Raw genomic sequence first — 16,560 nt, 5'->3', positions numbered from 1 at the left:
CCGCAGGCCACGCCCTGGGTCACGGCATGGGCTAGGTCACGGCGTGGGAGACCGCGGCGTCCGGTGGGCCGGGAACGGCGTCGACGGGCGGTTCGCCGACGGCGGGGCCGCGGGGGCGGAGCATTTCCGGGTCGGCGAGGGCGGTGTGGGTGCCCGGCGAGGTGCAGGCGTACGCGCCCGCCACGGCGCCGAGCCGCGCACATTCCTCCAGGTCCAGGCCCGCCCGCAGACCGTAGAGGAAACCGCTGGCGAAGGCGTCGCCGGCGCCGTTGCTGTCGACGACGGGGCCGGGCGGTACCGCGGCGGGGACGTGCCGGGGAGTGCGGTCGTCGGGGGTGAGGAGGTAGGCGCCGCCCGCGCCCGCCGTCGCGACGACCACCTCGGCCCGGCCCTCCCGGAGGATCTCCCGCATGACGGGGCCGATCCGTTCGCCCGCCCCGGCCGTGCTGAGGAACACCACGTCCGAGCGGAGCGCGAAGTCCCGGTGATGGCCGGTCAGGCCGTCCCAGTCGTGCAGGTCCGTGGAGACGGGGACGCCGAGGGCCTCGATGTCGTCGTACAGATAGCGCGCGAAGTGCGTGATCGACAGATGGACGTGGCGGGCGCGGCGCAGCGCCGGAAGGTAGTGCTCGGGCGGCATCCGCAGGTCGAGGGGGTCGCGGGCGTCGTAGAAGGACATCCGGCGCCCGTCGGGGGAGACGAGGTTGACGGCCCGTCGGGTGCCGTGCGGAGAGATCAGTGGCCGGAAGTCGACGCCGGTACCGGCGAGACGCTCCCGGACCAGGGTGCCTTGGTGGTCATCGCCGATGAAGTCCACGAATCCGGTGGTGAGTCCGAGTGCCGCGCAGCCGAGCGCGACCCCGGTGCCGGTGTGCCCCGCCCCTTCACGGATGGGCGGCACCGGGTACGCGTCGACGGCCGGCACGGGGAGCGCGCCGACCTGCACGGTGGTGTCCACGCCCGATCCGCCGATGACGAGGACGTCGTACGGCTCAGTTACCTGCTGGAATGTCACAAGCGTCCTTGAATCCCTTGCTGGTGAGACCGTTTGCGGACGTTCCCGTCCGCTGACGGGAGTGTAGACGCAGGGCCACCGCACAACGGGATGTCAGGGACTGCCGTGACGCGCGGGAGGAAAGAGCAGCTGAGAAGCGGTTCCAGGGCGTTTCGGGCGACGGCGGCGCCCCTCGGCGCCGGCCGCGATGACCATGATCGGGCAGGCCGGAGCGAGCGTTGACATCGCTGTGCGCGCGATGAAGTCTGGGGCGCCGGTGATCGGTTGGCGCGCGTCGGGCGTGCCGGGTGGGGAGCGGGTAGACATGGCAGCGCACGCCGGGAGCGGGCACACCGCGATCGTGATCGGCGGAGGGCTCGCCGGGATGCTCGCCGTCACCGCCCTGCTGGGGCACGTCGAGACGGTCACCGTCGTCGAACGCGACCGCTACCCCGACGGCCCGGCGTTCCGCAAGGGCGTCCCGCAGGCGCGTCACCTGCACATCCTCCTGAGCGGTGGCCAACGTGCGCTGGACGACCTGCTGCCGGGCACCGTCGCGGCGCTCACCGACGCGGGGGCGCGCAGCCTGTACCTCCCGCGCGATCTGCTGACCCGCACGCCCACCGGGTGGCAGCGCCGCTTCGACGAGCGCCGGCACCCGACGCTGAGCGTCACCCGGCCACTGCTCGACGCGGTGGTACGGGAGCGCACGCTCCTGGCGGCCGCGGCCTCGCCCACCCACGTCGAGGTGCTGGAGGCCACCGAGGTGGTGGGCCTGACCGGTGACGCGGGGCGGGTGACCGGCGTCCGCGTGCGGTCCCGGGGAGGCGACCAGGCCGACCGCTCGGGACGCGCGCTCTCCGCCGCGCTGGTCGTGGACGCGTCCGGCCGCGGCTCCCGGGCCCCGCAGTGGTACGCCGAACTCGGCAGGCCCGCGCCGCACGAGGAGACCGTCGACGCCGGAATCGCCTACGCCACCCGGGAGTACCGCCCCAGCGACCCGGACACCGCGCCGGACGCGGGGGTGAACATCCCCGGTTGGCCGCAGTGCCCGCGCGGCGGCGCGTACGTACCGGTCGAGGACGGCAAGTGGCTGCTGACGCTGTCCGGTGTGCGCGGACACCACCCGCCCACCGACGCGCAGGGGTTCCTCGGCTTCAGCGCCACCATCGGCGACCCGTACGTCCATGAACTCCTCGCCCGCGCCGAGCCGGTCTCGCCGGTGCACGGCTTCCGGGACACCTGCAACCGCCGTCGGTACTTCGAACGCACCGACGCGGCGCCCGAGGGCTTCCTCGCTCTGGGGGACGCCTACTGCACCTTCAACCCCGTCTACGGGCAGGGCATGTCGGTGGCCACGCTCGGCGCGCTCGCCGTGCGCGGCACCCTGGAGCGAACCGGCGGCCCGGTCCAGGGATTCACCGTCGAGGCCCAGCAGGCGGTGTCCCGCGCGGTGGATCCGGCATGGATGGCGGCCGTCGGCGCGGACCGCCCCTACACCACCGATGGCGACGCCGGAGCGGGCCGCGGTGAGCGGCTGGCCACCTGGTACTTCGACCGCCTGGCCGCCCGCGCCGCCATCGACCCCGTTGTCGGGGCCGCCTACCGGGACGTCTTCTGCCTGACCGCACCGCTCTCCCGGCTCGTCGCGCCGCGCATCGTCCTGCGCACCGTCTTCCTGCCGCGCAGGCCGGGGCTCGCCGCCCCGCCGGAGGCCGTCGAGACGGTGTGACGGGCGGGCCGACGCCCTCAGGCCCCAGGCGCGGAAATCGGATGCGCGCGCCGGATCCCCCGCGGGAAGGTGGGGCATGACGTGGACGCTGACAGGCGACATCGACCGCTTCGAGGAGGCCGCCGGAGCGTTCCTGCGGGCGCGGCCCACGGAGCACACCGTGCTGCTGTCCGTCGCGGCCTCGCTGCGGGCCGTCGGACCGGACGCGTACGGCGACCGGGCCCCGTGGTTCGGGTGGTGGCAGCCGGCGGGGCGGCCGGTGGAGGCCGCCGTGGTGCGGACCCCGCCGCGCCCGGCCCTGCTCTCGCCGATGGGGGAGGACGCGGCCACGGCGCTGGTGGACGCGCTGGCCGACGGGGGCCTCGCGGTGCCCGGGGTGAACGCCTGCCGGCCCGCGGCCGAGGCGTACGCCGCTGCCTGGCAGCGGCGGCACGGCGGCAGCGTCGAAACCGCCGGACGCCGGCGCCTCTACTGCCTCGGCACGCTCACCCCGCCCGAGCCCGCACCGCCGGGCGCGGCCCGCCCCGCCACCTTCGCCGACCGGGACCTGCTGCTCGACTGGTTCGCCGCCTTCGCCGCGGACATCGGCGGCCCGCCGCCCCGGGACGCCCGCGCGGTCGACGACCGGCTCGCCGACGGCCGCTGCACCCTGTGGGAGGTCGAAGGCCGCCCGGTCTCGCTCGCCGGGATCACCCGCACGGTCGCCGGCTCGGCCCGGGTGGCCCCCGTCTACACCCCGCCCGAGCTGCGCGGACGCGGCTACGCGGCGGGAGTGACCAGTGCTCTCTCGCGGGCCGCACGGGACTCCGGCGCCCAGGAGGTGCTGCTCTTCACCGACCTCGCCAACGCGACCAGCAACGCCCTCTACCGGCGGATCGGCTACCGGCCGGTCGAGGACCACGTCGTCCTGGAATTCGTACCTGCCGGGACGGACTGACGTGGGGCGGACGGCCCGACGGCCCGAGCCCAAGGCGCCCGGGCCCGGGCCCGGTATGAGTGGCTGGAAACGACCGCTCCTGGCCCTCCGCGCCCTGCGGGCCGACGACCGGGCCGCCGGGGCCGCGGCCGTGATCGCGACGCGCGGGCAACGTCACACCGCCACCCGGAATGGCACGGCCGGTCGCGCGGTTTGCGTCTGCGGGTGATGGTGTTCACGTCAGGGTGTCGTGGTGCCGCAGCAGGGCGGTGCCGCGAGGCCCAGGTGCGCCGGAACCTGCCGCTCGCGCGGCCCGTTCACTTCGCGACTGCCCCGACCATGGAGGTACCGTGACCGGTTCCCGACCCCGCCGCGCTGGACTCAGCGCGCTTCGCCCCGCGAGTTTCGGCGCCGAGCCCACCGGGGAGCGGCTGGCCAGAATGCGCAGGTCGCCGCAGTTCGTGGACGGTCAGTTCCGCAACCCGATAGCGACCAGGCAGCTGCTCAACGGCTCCGCCCTGCCCATGGCCCGCACCCAGCTGAGCCGTGACGGGCGGCTGCGCCGCGCGCCGGTGGGGCGGATCCCGGTGCACCGGCCCACCGCCGAGGAGTGGGGTGAGCCCCCGGCCTCCGGCCTGCGGCTCACCTGGATGGGGCATTCGAGCGTGCTCGCCGAGATCGACGGCCGGCGGGTGCTCTTCGACCCGGTCTGGGGCGAGCGCTGCTCGCCGTTCACCTGGGTGGGCCCCAAGCGGATGCACCCGGTGCCGATCGAGCTGGCGGAGCTCGCCCCGGTCGACGTCGTGGTGATCTCGCACGACCACTACGACCACTTGGACATGGTGACGATCCAGGGCCTGATCGGCTCCGGCGCCGCCTTCGTCGTGCCGCTTGGCATCGGTGCCGACCTGGAGTTCTGGGGTGTGCCCGAGGAGCGGATCACCGAGCTCGACTGGCACGAGTCCACCCGCCTCGGGGGGCTGACCCTGACCGCCACCCCCGCCCAGCACTTCTGCGGGCGCGGGCTGCGCGGTCCGCAGCACACCCTGTGGGCGTCCTGGGTGGTCGCGGGGCCGGAGCACCGGATCTTCCACAGCGGCGACACCGGGTACTTCACCGGCTTCGCGGAGATCGGCGCACAGTACGGCCCGTTCGACGCGACGATGATCCAGATCGGCGCGTACAGCGAGTTCTGGCCGGACATCCACATGACGCCGGAGGAGGGGATGCAGGCCCACACCGACCTCTCCGGGGGCAGTCCCGCCGGTGCCATGCTGCCGATCCACTGGGGCACCTTCAACCTCGCCCCGCACCCCTGGGCCGAGCCCGTGGAGCGCACGGTCGCGGCGGCGCGCGAGGTGGGTGCGGCGGTGGTCGCGCCGCTGCCGGGCAAGCCGTTCGAGCCCGCGGCGGAGCCGGTGTTGGAGCCGTGGTGGCGGGCGGTCGCGGTGCCGCCGGTGCACGGCTGGCCGAGCTGGCCGCCGGTGCGCGTCACCCTGCCGAACACGGTGGAAGAGGCATCAACTCCCTCCGTTTGAACGGAGGTTCGGATTGAGTCGTACGGCAGTACGGGTGGCGCCCACCCAAGGAGGTGGCGAGGGGTAGCGAAACCTCGAAGTGGGTCCGAATACCACCCGGGCAACAACTAGCGTGCGTGCTCCGCGACTGCCAACGGCCGATCCGGAGGGCGCCGATGCCTACCGCATTTCCCCAGGGGACCCAGCTGTCCCAGGAGACTCAGAGGTCCCACGGAGCTCAGGGTTCCCCGGGGGCCGCTCCCGTACCCACTTCGCCGCGGCGACGGGAGCGTGAAGGCGGACGGCACGGCCGGGCATCCTTCCCCGAGTCGGCCGCCGACTCGGCGATACGGTCCCGCCTGATCCGGCTCGCCGCCGTCCCCGCCCTCCTGGTCGCCGCCACCTGCACCGCCGTCACCGCCTTCGTCGTGCAGGCCGGCGGTGCCACGCTCACCAGCCGTGAGTGGGCGGTGCTGCTCGGCGGCCTGGCGATGATCTGCGTCATCGTGCTCAGCGCCGGCGCCGCCGCCAACTCCGAGGCACGCGCCACCGTCGCGCGCTACGCCCGGCTGCGGCAGGTCTGCGCCCGCAGCCAGGCCGACCTGTACGAGCTGCTGGACCGGGTACGCCAGGGCGAATGGCTCCAGCACCGCGAGCCGGACCCGACGCTCGCACCCACCGGCGACACCCTCGACCTGCTCGCGCACGAGGTGGCCGCCGCGGGCCGGGCGGCCGAGTCCGCCGTGATCGACGCCGTCGCCATCGCGCGCAGCAACGCCACCGGCAGCGAGCAGAAGGTCGAGGTCTTCGTGAACCTCGCCCGGCGGCTGCAGTCCCTCGTGCACCGCGAGATCGAGCTGCTCGACGAGTTGGAGAACCAGGTCGAGGACCCGGACCTGCTCAAGGGCCTCTTCCACGTCGACCACCTGGCCACCCGCATCCGACGGCACGCGGAGAACCTCGCGGTCCTCGGCGGCGCCATCTCCCGGCGCCAGTGGAGCCGCCCGGTCACCATGACCGAGGTGCTGCGCTCCGCGATCGCCGAGGTCGAGCAGTACCCGCGGATCAAGCTCGTGCCGCCCATCGAGGGCACCCTGCGCGGGCACGCCGTCGCCGACGTCATCCACCTGCTCGCCGAACTCGTCGAGAACGCCTCCCTCTACTCCGCCCCGCAGACGCCCGTCCTGCTGCGCGCGCAACTGGTCACCGCCGGCCTCGCGGTGGAGGTCGAGGACCGCGGCCTCGGCATGTCCGGCGAGGAGCAGGCGCGCATGAACGCGCTGCTCGCCGACCCCGAACACGTCGACGTCGCCGAGCTGTTGAGCGACGGGCGGATCGGCCTCTTCGTGGTCTCCTCCCTCGCCCGCCGGCACGGCATCGTGGTGCGCCTGCAGAGCAACATCTACGGCGGTGTGCAGGCCGTGCTGATCCTGCCCTCGGGCCTGCTCGGCACGGAGTCGGCGGATCAGGAGGGCCTTCGCGCGGGGGCGCAGGACGCCGACCCGGCCCGCGAGCACGACGGTGGGTACCAGGAGGCGTACGGCCTCCGCCACGAGGCGAGCCGGGACCGCGACGCGCTCTCCGGACCGGCCCCCGATCCGTCGCTCGATGGGCCGCTGCGCGACTTCGGCGACCCTGCCGGCGGTGGGATCGAGAGCGAGCTCACCCGGCGCCGACCGGCCCCTGTGGCCTCCCCTGCGGCGGCCCCCGCCCCGTCGGCCGAACCGGCCCCCGATCGGTACGCCACCGAGCAGCAGCTGCCGCCCCTGCCCACCCGCTCCGTCGACCGCACGGCGGGCCACGCCCACACCGGGAGCACCGCCACCGCCACCGGGAGCCACGCCAGGACACCCGCCGCACCCCACCAGGAGCCCTGTCCCCGCGATGCCGTGGAGGCCGGCTCCGTACCCGCCCACCCGGCGGCGAGCACCGCCCTCCCCGCCCAGGACGACCGCCCCGCCGACCTCGGCCCGGTGCTGCTCCCGCCCGCGCCCCCGGCGGACAACGCGGCCCGGCCGCGGCTGCCGCGCCGGCGCAGGCAGGAGCACCTCGTCCCCGAGCTGCGCGGCGACCCGATCCTGCCGTCCGCGGAACGCCGCTCGGGGCCCGAGCCCGAGCACGACCCCGGTCTGATGGCCGCCTTCCGGCGCGGTGTGAGCCTCGCCGACGAAACCTACGAAGCCGGAAACACCGCAGGCCAGGGCGTTGACTTCAGCAGCCTTGGCGGCAACGACCTGCTCTATGACCGTGACCGAGACGCCCCGATGGCCCGCCCACGAGGAGACGACCACAACCATGGTGAGTGATGTGCACACGCAGTCCCAGGCGCAGCTGCCGGGAAGCCAGCACACGGACCTGTCCTGGCTGCTGACCGGGCTCGTGCAGCGCGTGCCGCATGCCCGCAGTGCGCTCCTGCTGTCGTCCGACGGCCTGGTCAAGGCCGCCCATGGCTTCGACCAGGACAGCGCCGACCACATGGCGGCCCTCTCCTCCGGCCTGTACTCCCTCGCCCGCAGTGCCGGAGCGCGCTTCGGGGAGGGCGACGACGTTCTGCAGGTCGTCGTCGAGCTGGAGACGACGTTCCTGTTCGTCTCCACCGCGGGCTCGGGTGCCTGTCTGGCCGTGCTCGCCGGGCGGGAGGCCGACGTGGCGGTGCTGGGCTACGAGATGGGAATGCTCGTCAAGAGCGTCCGGCCGTACCTGTCCACCCCCGCGCGCCACCAGGCATCGGCAGGCGGTCGCTGACCATGGGGTTGCGTCGCCGACGGCGGCAGGGCGGCCAGGAGTCACCGTGGTACGACGACGCGGCGGGCCGGCTGGTCCGCCCGTACACCATCAGCAACGGCCGGACCCGCCCCACGGCGCACTTCGACCTGCTGACCATGGTGATGGCCACCGGACGACGGCCCGCTTCCTGCCAGGGGCCGGACTACGCGCAGGTGTTAGGACTGTGCGGCGGTCCGGTCTCGGTGGCCGAGATCGCCGCACACATACGGCTGCCCGCCGTGGTCACCAAGGTGCTCCTCGCCGACCTCGTCGACTGCGGAGCGCTCACCGCGCGGGCTCCCGCGGCCGTTTCGGCAGGGCCCGCGTCCCGGACCGACCGAGCCCTGCTGGAGGCGGTGCTGAATGGACTTCGCAAACGACTGTGACCCCGTGACCCCGGGGGACACCACGCACGACCCGTTCCCGACCGCACTCAAGATCCTCATCGCGGGCGGCTTCGGGGTCGGCAAGACCACCTTCGTCGGAGCGGTGAGCGAGATCGAACCGCTCAGCACGGAGGAACTCCTCACCCAGATCAGCGTCGGCACCGACGATCTGGCGGGTGTCGAGGACAAGAACACCACGACCGTCGCCATGGACTTCGGGCGGATCACCCTCAGCCCCGCGCACGTCCTCTACCTCTTCGGGACGCCGGGACAGGAACGCTTCTGGTTCATGTGGGACGAGCTGTCCAACGGCGCGCTCGGCGCGGTCATCCTCGCCGACACCCGCCGGCTGGACCAGTGCTTCGCGGCCGTCGACTTCTTCGAGCGACGCGGCATCCAATTCATCGTCGCGGTCAACGAGTTCGACGGCTCCTACCACTACGACCCCGACGAGGTCCGCAGCGCCATGGACCTCTCCCCGGACGTCCCCGTCGTGATGTGCGACGCCCGCCGGTGCAGCTCGGCCACGCACATCCTGGTCTCGCTCGTCCAGCATCTGCTCACTCCCGTCCTCGCCGCGACCCCGGAGCTGCCATGAACCACCCTGCCTCCCGCGTCCCGTACACCGCCTACGATCCGACGCGCCATCTGCTGCTGACGCCGCAGGACGACGAGGCGCCGGCGCGGGTGGCGCGGCTGCGCGCGCTGGGGATCGGTGAGTCGCCGCTGCCCGCGTTCGACGAGTTCGCACGCAAGCTCGCGCGCACCACCCGGGCGCCGTACTCCATGGTCAACTTCATCGACGAGGAGCGGCAGTACTTCGCCGGGCTCTACACGCCCGCACAGGACCAGGCCATCGAACTGGGGCCGGCGCCCGCAAGTGCGCAGCCGGGCCGGGTGATGGCACGCGACCACGGCTACTGCCCGCATGTCGTCGTCCGGCGCAAGGCGCTGGTGCTGGAGGACGTCTGCGACTACCCGCGGTTCGCGGGCAACCCCGTCGTGGACGAGATCGGTATCCGCTCCTACCTGGGCGCCCCGCTCATCGACCGTACCGGCATGGCGCTGGGCACCGTCTGCGTCGTGGACCTCGAACCGCGCCCGTGGGGGCGGGAGGGGCTGGAGACCATCAAGTCGATGGCCGCCGAACTCGTCGAGCAGATCCATCACATGGAGCAGCAGGCCGACGTGCCCTGACCGCCCGGCCCGCGCCGAGGGGGCGCGGAACCGGGCCGGGTGACCATGCCCCGCAGGCCGCCGGCACCGAGCCGGCGGCCTGCGGGCCGTTCCGGACCGGTTCGCTCACCGCAGACGGGCGAACCACGAACTCTTCTGCGTCGGCGCGGTGCGCTGGGCGGGCACCGTGGCCGGGGGCTCCTCCTCGGGGCGCTCCGACGGCTCCAGGCGCAGCACGTCCGCCAGGCGGCTGGACCACTCGCCCTTCGCACGGCCGAGCGCCAGCTCGCCCAGCCGCAGCAGCTGGATGTCGGAGGTACCCGCCGGCGCGAAGATGTGGTGCGCGTCGCGGAGGAAGCGCTCCACGGGCCGGTCGGTGAACAGGCCGCACGCGGCATGGATGTCCATCGCGTCCTGCGCCGATTCCAGCGCCGACTCCACGTTGACCAGCTTGGCGTTCATCAACTCGGCGTCGCACGGCTCGCCCCGGTCCAGCAGATGGACCGCGTGGTACGCGGCGAGGCGGGCGAGCAGCAGCCGCGACTGGATCCGCCCGAGCTTGAGCTTGATGGTGCCCAGGTCCGCGAGCGGCTTGTCGTAGCGCTGCCGCTCGGCGCAGAACCGCGTGGTCTCCTCCAGTACCGCCTGGTGAATCCCCAGTGACACGGCGGTCAGGTTCGGCCGGCCGTACAGCACGCTGGAGGAGTAGGCGACGGAGAGACCGTCGCCCTCCCTGCCCAGCAGATTGGCCGCGGGGACACGGCAGTTGTCGAAGAACAGCTCACCGAAGCTGAAGCCGTGCAGCCCCATCGCCGGCTGCTGCTCCCCGACGCGGAAGCCCGGCCGGTCGGACTCCACCAGGAACGCCGACAGTCCGTTGGAGCCCTCGCCGGTGCGGACGACCACGCCGTGCAGATCGCCGACATGGCTGTTGCCGACGTAGATCTTGCGGCCGTTGAGGACGTAGTCGTCGCCGTCCCGGACGGCGGTGCTCGCCATGCCCAGCACATGGCCGCCGGACTGCGGTTCGGTCACGGCGATGGTCGGCAGGCAGTCGCCGGACGCCATGGCCGGCAGCCAGGTCTTCTTCTGCTCCTCGCTCCCGAAGTGGATTATCTTGGCGACGCCCAGCTGGGACGCCTGCACCATGGCGCCCATCGCGGCGCTGACCCGCGAGATCTCCTCGATGATGAGGGTCTTGGCGACGTGTCCCGCGCCCATCCCGCCGTAGGCGCGGTGCACGGTCGCGCCGATCCACCCCTGACGCGCGATGCGGCGCGAAAGGTCATGGCAAACGGTTCGGCTCGCCTCCATCTCCGCAATGCGGGGGCGGACCTCGCTCTCGGCGAAGTCCCGCACCCGCTGCCGGAGCGCTTCATGCCGCTGGTCGGTGAAATAGCGATGCAAGACGAGCCCTCCTTCGCGTTTCTCCCGCGCCGGCCGCTCCCCGTCCCCGGGCGGCACCACCGTGGTGCCGCCCGCCGCTCTTTCCGGTCTGTGATCAGGTGCTCACCGCGCGCAATACCCGTTGGCATACCTACTGCGGGGCGCATAAAACATCAACTGGTCGCATTCATACGCGGAGTTGAAGCGTGCCGGCCCCGCGCACAACCCCCCTGCTCAGCGAGGGCGGAGAGCGTTCCGGAACGGCACCGAAGTCGCGCCACCCCGCGCCTCCCCGGCGGTCGACGGCGCGCCCTCGACATCAGTGCGCGGCATCGCAGCAGGTCTCGCGGCGCTGCTGCCGCCCCACCTCCAGCCAGTCGACGGACGCCTCCGGGCGCCCGGCAGCTCGAGTGGACCTCGGAGCCTCCCGGCGCCCGGAGGGCGCCGGGAAGGAGCCGACCAACTCCCGCTGGGTGACGAGCCGTCCGCCCCGCAGCACCGCCGAGGTGCGCACCAGCGAGTCGAAGTCGGTGAACGGATCGCCGTCGACCAGGGTCATATCGCCGAGCTTGCCGACCTCCAGGGTGCCGAGGTCCCGTTCCGCACCGAACATCCTGGCGGGCAGCGCGGTCGCGGTGCGCAGCGTCGCGGGCACGCCGAGGCCGCCCCGGTGCAGCGCCCGCAGGCACAGGTGCAGCCCCAGGCCCACCGGCGACAGCGGCTGGTCCGTGCCGAGCGCGACCACCCCGCCGCCGGAGAGCACCCGCCGGTAGACGGCCACTTCCGTCATGATGTCGGCCAGTTGCGCGGGGGTCGGCCGGTGCCCGGCGCCCTCCTTCACGAAGGCGGCATCCCAGGGCGGCATCAGGGTCCCCACCCGGTCGTCCTCGGCCAGTGCCGGATCGTCGCCGAGCAGGGCTGCGGCCGAGAACGGGGTGGCGACCAGGCTGAAGTCGGTCGCGGCGTAGACCTCCTGCACGTCCTGATAGGCATGCCCCGACGAGGACACCGCGTGCCCGAACTCCACCCGCTGGGTCGCCTGCAGGTGGGTCGTCAGGTCCTGCCCCAACTGGACTCCAGGGGTGAGCAGATGGCTGCCGGCCCGCACTCCCAGCTCGTGGTGGGCGAAACGGGCGGCCTCCTCCATCACCCAGCCCGGAGCACGGACGTAGGTCTTGACGAAGTCCCAATCCAGCGCCGCGCCACGCTCCAGCGAACGCCGCAGTCCGGCGCGGGTGCGGTGCGCCCGCCCCATGCTGTACGCGACCCGTCCGCCGTCCAGCAGCTCTCCGCAGGTCAGCAGACGCGGCCCGGCGAGCGCACCGGCCGCCACGGCCTCGCGGATGCGGGCCTGTTCATAGGAGAAACCACCGCAGGAGACCGCGGTGGTGATGCCGTACGCCAGTTGCAGGGCGGTCTGCCGCCCGCCGTAGGTCGTCTGCCAGGGGTGGGTGTGCGCGTCCCAAAGGCCGGGCAGCACGGTCTGCCCGGAGGCGTCCACCCGGCGGGCCGTCCCGGCGCCGGACCGGCCGGCCCGGTGCGGGGTGACGGCGGTGATCCGCCCGTCCCGCACCACCACGTCGACGTCCTCGCGCACCGCGTCGCCCGTGCCGTCCCAGAACCGTCCGGCGTGCACGACGGTGTCCCGGGCGCGGGTCCCGCGGTGGTCGAGGGCCACCGGCACGGTACGGGTCGCGCCGTCGGACAGCTCGATCAGCCGCAGCTTCTCGGCCGAGAGATACAGCAGCGTCCGGGAGTCGCCCGACCAGGACGGGTGGTCGGCGCTCTCGTCGGTCAGCCGGCGCGGGGCACCGTCCGGGGTGCCGTCGGGCCGAACCGGCAGCACCCACAGCGCGGACTCGGCGATCACCGCCATCCAGCGGCCGTCGGGCGACCAGACGGGCCCGGAGTCGTAGCGGTCGGCGAGCGAGACATGCTCGGCGAGTGCGTGCAGCCGGCTCTTGCCGGTCTCGCTGTCCACGACCCGGATGACGTTGTAGCCCTCGCGGAAGCGGCGGTTGAGCCGATTGCGGTCGCAGAACGCGAGGTGGCGGCCGTCGGGCGACCAGCTCGGGCGGCCCGGCAGGCCGCCGCCGCCCAGCGGCGCGGCCAGTATCTTCTCGGTCCCCGCGGCCGGATTCCGTACGACGAGATTGCCCGACATGTCGAGCGCGGCCAGCCGCCTGCCGTCGGGCGACAGCGCCGGGTGCACCCGGCCGCCGGTGGCCAGTACCGTCTCCTCGCCCGAAGCCATGTCGCGGCGGCGGACCGCGAACAGCCCGTCCCGGTCGTCCGCGTACAGCAGCGACCGGCCATCGCGTGACCAGCTCGGCGCGAGGACATAGCGGGTGGCGTCGGCACGGACGATCCTGCGCGGCGCACCACCACCGGAAGCCGGTTGCACCCAGAGCGAGTTGAGGGCCGCGAAGGCCACCGTGCGGCCGTCCGGGGAGAGCGCGGGCAGATGCACACCGCGCACCGGCCGGACCGCAGTGCCTTCGAAGCCGTAGTCCTTGACGCGGTAGCGGGGGCGCTCCAGCGGCAGCCGTGCCGTGAACGGGATCGTCTCGGTCCTCTCCGGCGCGTTCACCCGCACCACCGAGAACTGCCCGCCGACCGTCAGCAGCAGCTCGTCCCGGGACACCCAGCGCGGCGGCACCGGCTCCACATCGCCGTCGACCGCGACGCGCTCACCGTCCACCACGAGGGCGCAGGTGGGGCTCGGGTAGTCGGTGGTGCGCAGGTAGGCGAGCCGCCCGGTGGGGGAGAGGGCGGGCACCATCACCTGTGCGGCGGCCGCCTCGGTGTGCTCGGTGCGCACCGGGCCACCGCCGTCGGCGGGCACGGACGCCACGGTCCGCGAGACCAGCGCGGCGGGGGTGCCGCCCGCGGCCGCCGCCTTCCCCCTGACGAAGGTGATGCGGGTGCCGTCCGGCGACCAGCAGGGGTCGAAGTCCTCCCAGGCGCCGTCCTGGTGGGGCCCGTCCTGACCGGGCAGCCCGGTCACCCGCGTCAGCCGCGCGGTCCGCAGTTCCAGCACCCAGATCCGGTACGGGGCTGCCGCTCACCGCGTCGCCACCCCGCTCGGAGGCGAACGCCAGGCGGGTGCCGTCGGGAGACCACGCGGGCCCTCGGTCGTCCCACGGGCCGTCGGTCAGCTGCCGGAGCCCGGAGCCGTCGGGGCGCAGCGTCCACAGGTGGAAGCCGCCCCCGCGATAGGCGCAGACGGCGATCAGCCGGCCGTCGGGGGAGTGCACCGGGCGGGTCGGCTCCAGGTCGGGCGGGGTGAGGGCCACCGCATCGCCACCGGTGCGCGGCATCGACCACAGCACGTTCTGGATCTCTGCGACCAGGCGGTCACCCGCCGGGGAGAGCGACCCCGCGCCGTTGGTGGCGGCGGTGAAGGACAGGGCGCCGGGCGTCCCGGCCGGCTGCGCGGACGCGGTGGGAACGGTGATGCCGGTCAGCCCCGCGGCGGCCGCGGCCGAGGCGGTGCCTTGCAGGAAACTGCGACGGGACAGCGGCGACGGGATGCGGGACGAGGGGGAGCGGTCCGTGGAGTCCAACGATCCTCCTGCGACAGGGGGTTGCGGCATGGGCGCCAGGATTGAGCGGCCCGATCGTGTCATGTCGGGCGCCGTCGGGGGCGGACATCGCCGAGCGCGCCCCTTGGCGCACCATCGCCGGGAAGGAGAGAGTGGGCGCGGACGCCATCGACGACCAGTCAGCCACGCCCGGCAGTCAGGAGACCGACGTCATGCAGGCCATGCAGCAGGACTTCCACCAGGCCCCCGACGGGGCCGGCATCGCCACCTACACCTGGCTTCCGGAGTCCGGCCGGCCGCGCGCCCTGGTGCAGATCGCGCACGGCGCCGCGGAGCACGGCAGGCGCTACGACCGCTTCGCGCGCTTCCTGGCCGGCCACGGCTACGGCGTGATCGCCTCCGACCACCGCGGCCACGGTGCCACCGCGGCGTCCACCGGCGGCCGCGGCGTGGTCGGAGCGGACGCCTGGCGCGCGATCGTCGCCGACCTCAAGGCGATCGGCGACCATGCGGCGGCTGCCCACCCCGGCGTGCCGCTCGTGCTCCTCGGCCACAGCATGGGCTCGATGCTGGCCCGCGACTACGCGCAGGAATACGGCGCCGACCTCGCCGGGCTCATCCTCACCGGCACCTTCCGCACGCTGCCCGGCACGGAGATCGACACGGCTGTCGCCGAGCTGGAGGCGGAGATCGCCGAGCGGGGCCGCACCGCCCTGTCCGGCTTCATCCCGCGCACCTTCAGCTCCTTCAACGACGCGTTCACCCCTCGCACCGGTTTCGAATGGCTCTCCCGCGATCCGGCGGAGGTGGACCGCTATGCCGCGGACGACGCCTGCGGCTTCCCGTTCTGCGCGGGCCTGGTCATCGACTGGGTACGCGCCATCCGCAAGCTCAACGACCCCGCCCACCTCGCCCGCATCCCCCGCGGCCTGCCCGTCCACATCGCCGTCGGCGACCAGGATCCCTGCCACCAGGGGATGACCCTGGTCTACGAACTGCTGGAGGACTTCCGCTACCTCGGCACCCGCGACCTGACCTGGAAGGGCTATCCGGAGGCCCGCCACGAGATCCTCAACGAGACCAATCGCGACGAGGTCCAGGAGGACCTGCGCGCCTGGCTCGACAAGCACGTCTGAAGCACCGCCGTACGGCCGCCGTCACGGGGGCCGAGGCTTCTCGCGGCCGCTCCGGGGGCCGAGCGGGCTCTGCCGAGAAGGCTGCCGGTGCCTTGCCCCGACGTGCGCCACGGCCCCGGCGTGCGCCGTGCTCCCGGCCCGCCCGGTCAGATCTGGCCGGGCTTGAAGACGTCCTGCTCGATGAGGATCTTGTCGATCCGCGCCTTGTCGACCCGGTTGGTCACCTCTTCGACCTCCTGCCGGTCGCGTACGCACTTGGCCAGCGTGAACGCCGAGGACACCACGAAGACCAGACCCAGCGCGAGGAACCCGCGCTCCCAGGGCCCCACCGGAAGTTTCATGATCCCGATCATCAGTGCCGCCAGCGACAGCCCGAAGGAGATCGCGGCCTGGACGAAGAAGGCCGTGGTCGTCGGCCGCTGAATCGATGGAGTAGTCATGCGCGTAGCGTGGCGGGGCGGTGACTGCGCCGCATGAGTACAGGTACTCATCCTCGCCGGCCCCCGACGCCGCGCTCCGTCCGGATATGGCAGCACCCACCCTCTGACATGCGGTATTGTTCTCGTGCGCGGTCGGTCCGGGATTTCCCGGCCGAAAGCGGGCAACGGGACGTGGCGCAGCTTGGTAGCGCACTTGACTGGGGGTCAAGGGGTCGCAGGTTCAAATCCTGTCGTCCCGACGTTGCTTCTGTAGGTCAAAGGCCGCTTCCCTTCACGGGAAGCGGCCTTTGGCGTAGGACGATCCCCCCGATGCCCCGTCGCCTGAGCCGGTCGACGCTGCCGGCGGCGACCTCGCCTCGCCGTACTTGCCTCCCCCCGCCGGACGCACTGCCCGGCCCGAGGGATCCGCAGTGCCGGGATTGGGCCACGGGCCCGCTATGTGGCGCGTTCACGACAACATCGACTGCGACGACCGCTGCGGCGTCGGCTCCGCCCGGGATGGCGAGGGGTCCCGCAAGGCGGTCGGTGTTTGCCGAGCCGGTGACGTCACCTGGGCCGACGGGCCG

Annotated in this window: 12 protein-coding genes, 1 tRNA gene and 1 pseudogene; 10 read left to right on the top strand and 4 right to left on the bottom strand. The window is 73.3% G+C overall.

Annotated features, from left to right (window positions below; all coding sequences use genetic code 11):
• Window positions 1–31 precede the first annotated feature (31 nt).
• Window positions 32–1,015, bottom strand: coding sequence for a carbohydrate kinase family protein (locus QOM21_RS06665; protein WP_407548811.1), 984 nt, complete (start codon window positions 1,013–1,015; stop codon window positions 32–34).
• Between the two features lie 304 nt (window positions 1,016–1,319).
• Here QOM21_RS06665 and QOM21_RS06660 point away from each other — a divergent pair, with 304 nt between their 5' ends.
• From QOM21_RS06660 to QOM21_RS06625, 8 genes are all read left to right on the top strand, one after another.
• Window positions 1,320–2,726 (top strand): NAD(P)/FAD-dependent oxidoreductase, encoded by a 1,407-nt coding sequence (locus QOM21_RS06660; RefSeq protein WP_407548810.1) that lies wholly within the window; start codon window positions 1,320–1,322, stop codon window positions 2,724–2,726.
• Window positions 2,727–2,802: 76 nt separating this feature from the next.
• Window positions 2,803–3,663 carry a GNAT family N-acetyltransferase gene (locus QOM21_RS06655; RefSeq protein ID WP_407548809.1) on the top strand — a complete coding sequence of 287 codons (861 nt, stop codon included), beginning with the start codon at window positions 2,803–2,805 and terminating at the stop codon, window positions 3,661–3,663.
• A 329-nt stretch (window positions 3,664–3,992) separates the two neighbouring features.
• Window positions 3,993–5,180, top strand: coding sequence for an MBL fold metallo-hydrolase (locus QOM21_RS06650; RefSeq protein WP_407548808.1), 1,188 nt, complete (start codon window positions 3,993–3,995; stop codon window positions 5,178–5,180).
• A gap of 155 nt (window positions 5,181–5,335) precedes the next feature.
• Window positions 5,336–7,465 (top strand): sensor histidine kinase, encoded by a 2,130-nt coding sequence (locus QOM21_RS06645; RefSeq protein ID WP_407548807.1) that lies wholly within the window; start codon window positions 5,336–5,338, stop codon window positions 7,463–7,465.
• Complete coding sequence (locus tag QOM21_RS06640; RefSeq protein ID WP_407548806.1) at window positions 7,455–7,904, top strand: roadblock/LC7 domain-containing protein; 450 nt, start codon at window positions 7,455–7,457, stop codon at window positions 7,902–7,904. The genes QOM21_RS06645 and QOM21_RS06640 overlap by 11 nt, the downstream gene beginning before the upstream one ends.
• Window positions 7,905–7,906: 2 nt before the next feature.
• The gene (locus QOM21_RS06635) at window positions 7,907–8,311 is read left to right on the top strand and encodes a DUF742 domain-containing protein (RefSeq protein WP_407548805.1); all 405 of its coding nucleotides are present in this window, start codon (window positions 7,907–7,909) and stop codon (window positions 8,309–8,311) included.
• Window positions 8,289–8,909: a GTP-binding protein gene (locus QOM21_RS06630; protein WP_407548804.1), complete on the top strand. Its 621-nt coding sequence runs from the start codon at window positions 8,289–8,291 to the stop codon at window positions 8,907–8,909. Before QOM21_RS06635 ends, QOM21_RS06630 begins: the two co-directional genes overlap by 23 nt.
• Window positions 8,906–9,508, top strand: a complete 603-nt coding sequence (locus QOM21_RS06625; RefSeq protein WP_407548803.1) for a GAF domain-containing protein — start codon at window positions 8,906–8,908, stop codon at window positions 9,506–9,508. Before QOM21_RS06630 ends, QOM21_RS06625 begins: the two co-directional genes overlap by 4 nt.
• 105 nt (window positions 9,509–9,613) lie before the next feature.
• On the opposite strand, the gene QOM21_RS06620 is transcribed toward QOM21_RS06625, so the two are convergent.
• Together QOM21_RS06620 and QOM21_RS06615 are read right to left on the bottom strand one after the other, a co-directional pair.
• Window positions 9,614–10,894 carry an acyl-CoA dehydrogenase family protein gene (locus QOM21_RS06620; protein WP_407548802.1) on the bottom strand — a complete coding sequence of 427 codons (1,281 nt, stop codon included), beginning with the start codon at window positions 10,892–10,894 and terminating at the stop codon, window positions 9,614–9,616.
• Window positions 10,895–11,192: 298 nt separating this feature from the next.
• A pseudogene (locus tag QOM21_RS06615) lies at window positions 11,193–14,469 on the bottom strand (amidohydrolase family protein).
• Between the two features lie 161 nt (window positions 14,470–14,630).
• On the opposite strand from QOM21_RS06615, the gene QOM21_RS06610 reads away from it, so the two are divergent.
• Window positions 14,631–15,554, top strand: coding sequence for an alpha/beta fold hydrolase (locus tag QOM21_RS06610; RefSeq protein ID WP_407555590.1), 924 nt, complete (start codon window positions 14,631–14,633; stop codon window positions 15,552–15,554).
• Between the two features lie 146 nt (window positions 15,555–15,700).
• Here the strand turns inward: QOM21_RS06610 and QOM21_RS06605 are convergent, their stop codons facing one another.
• A complete protein-coding gene (locus QOM21_RS06605; protein ID WP_393891568.1) occupies window positions 15,701–15,994 on the bottom strand; it encodes a YiaA/YiaB family inner membrane protein in 294 nt (97 codons plus the stop codon).
• Between the two features lie 165 nt (window positions 15,995–16,159).
• On the opposite strand from QOM21_RS06605, the gene QOM21_RS06600 reads away from it, so the two are divergent.
• Window positions 16,160–16,233 (top strand) — tRNA-Pro (locus QOM21_RS06600).
• Window positions 16,234–16,560: the final 327 nt, after the last annotated feature.

Source organism: Streptomyces sp. Pv4-95 (genome assembly GCF_045782725.1).
GTDB lineage: Bacteria > Actinomycetota > Actinomycetes > Streptomycetales > Streptomycetaceae > Streptomyces.
Note: the sequence above shows the minus strand (reverse complement) of the source record. Positions and strands in the feature narration are given on the sequence as shown.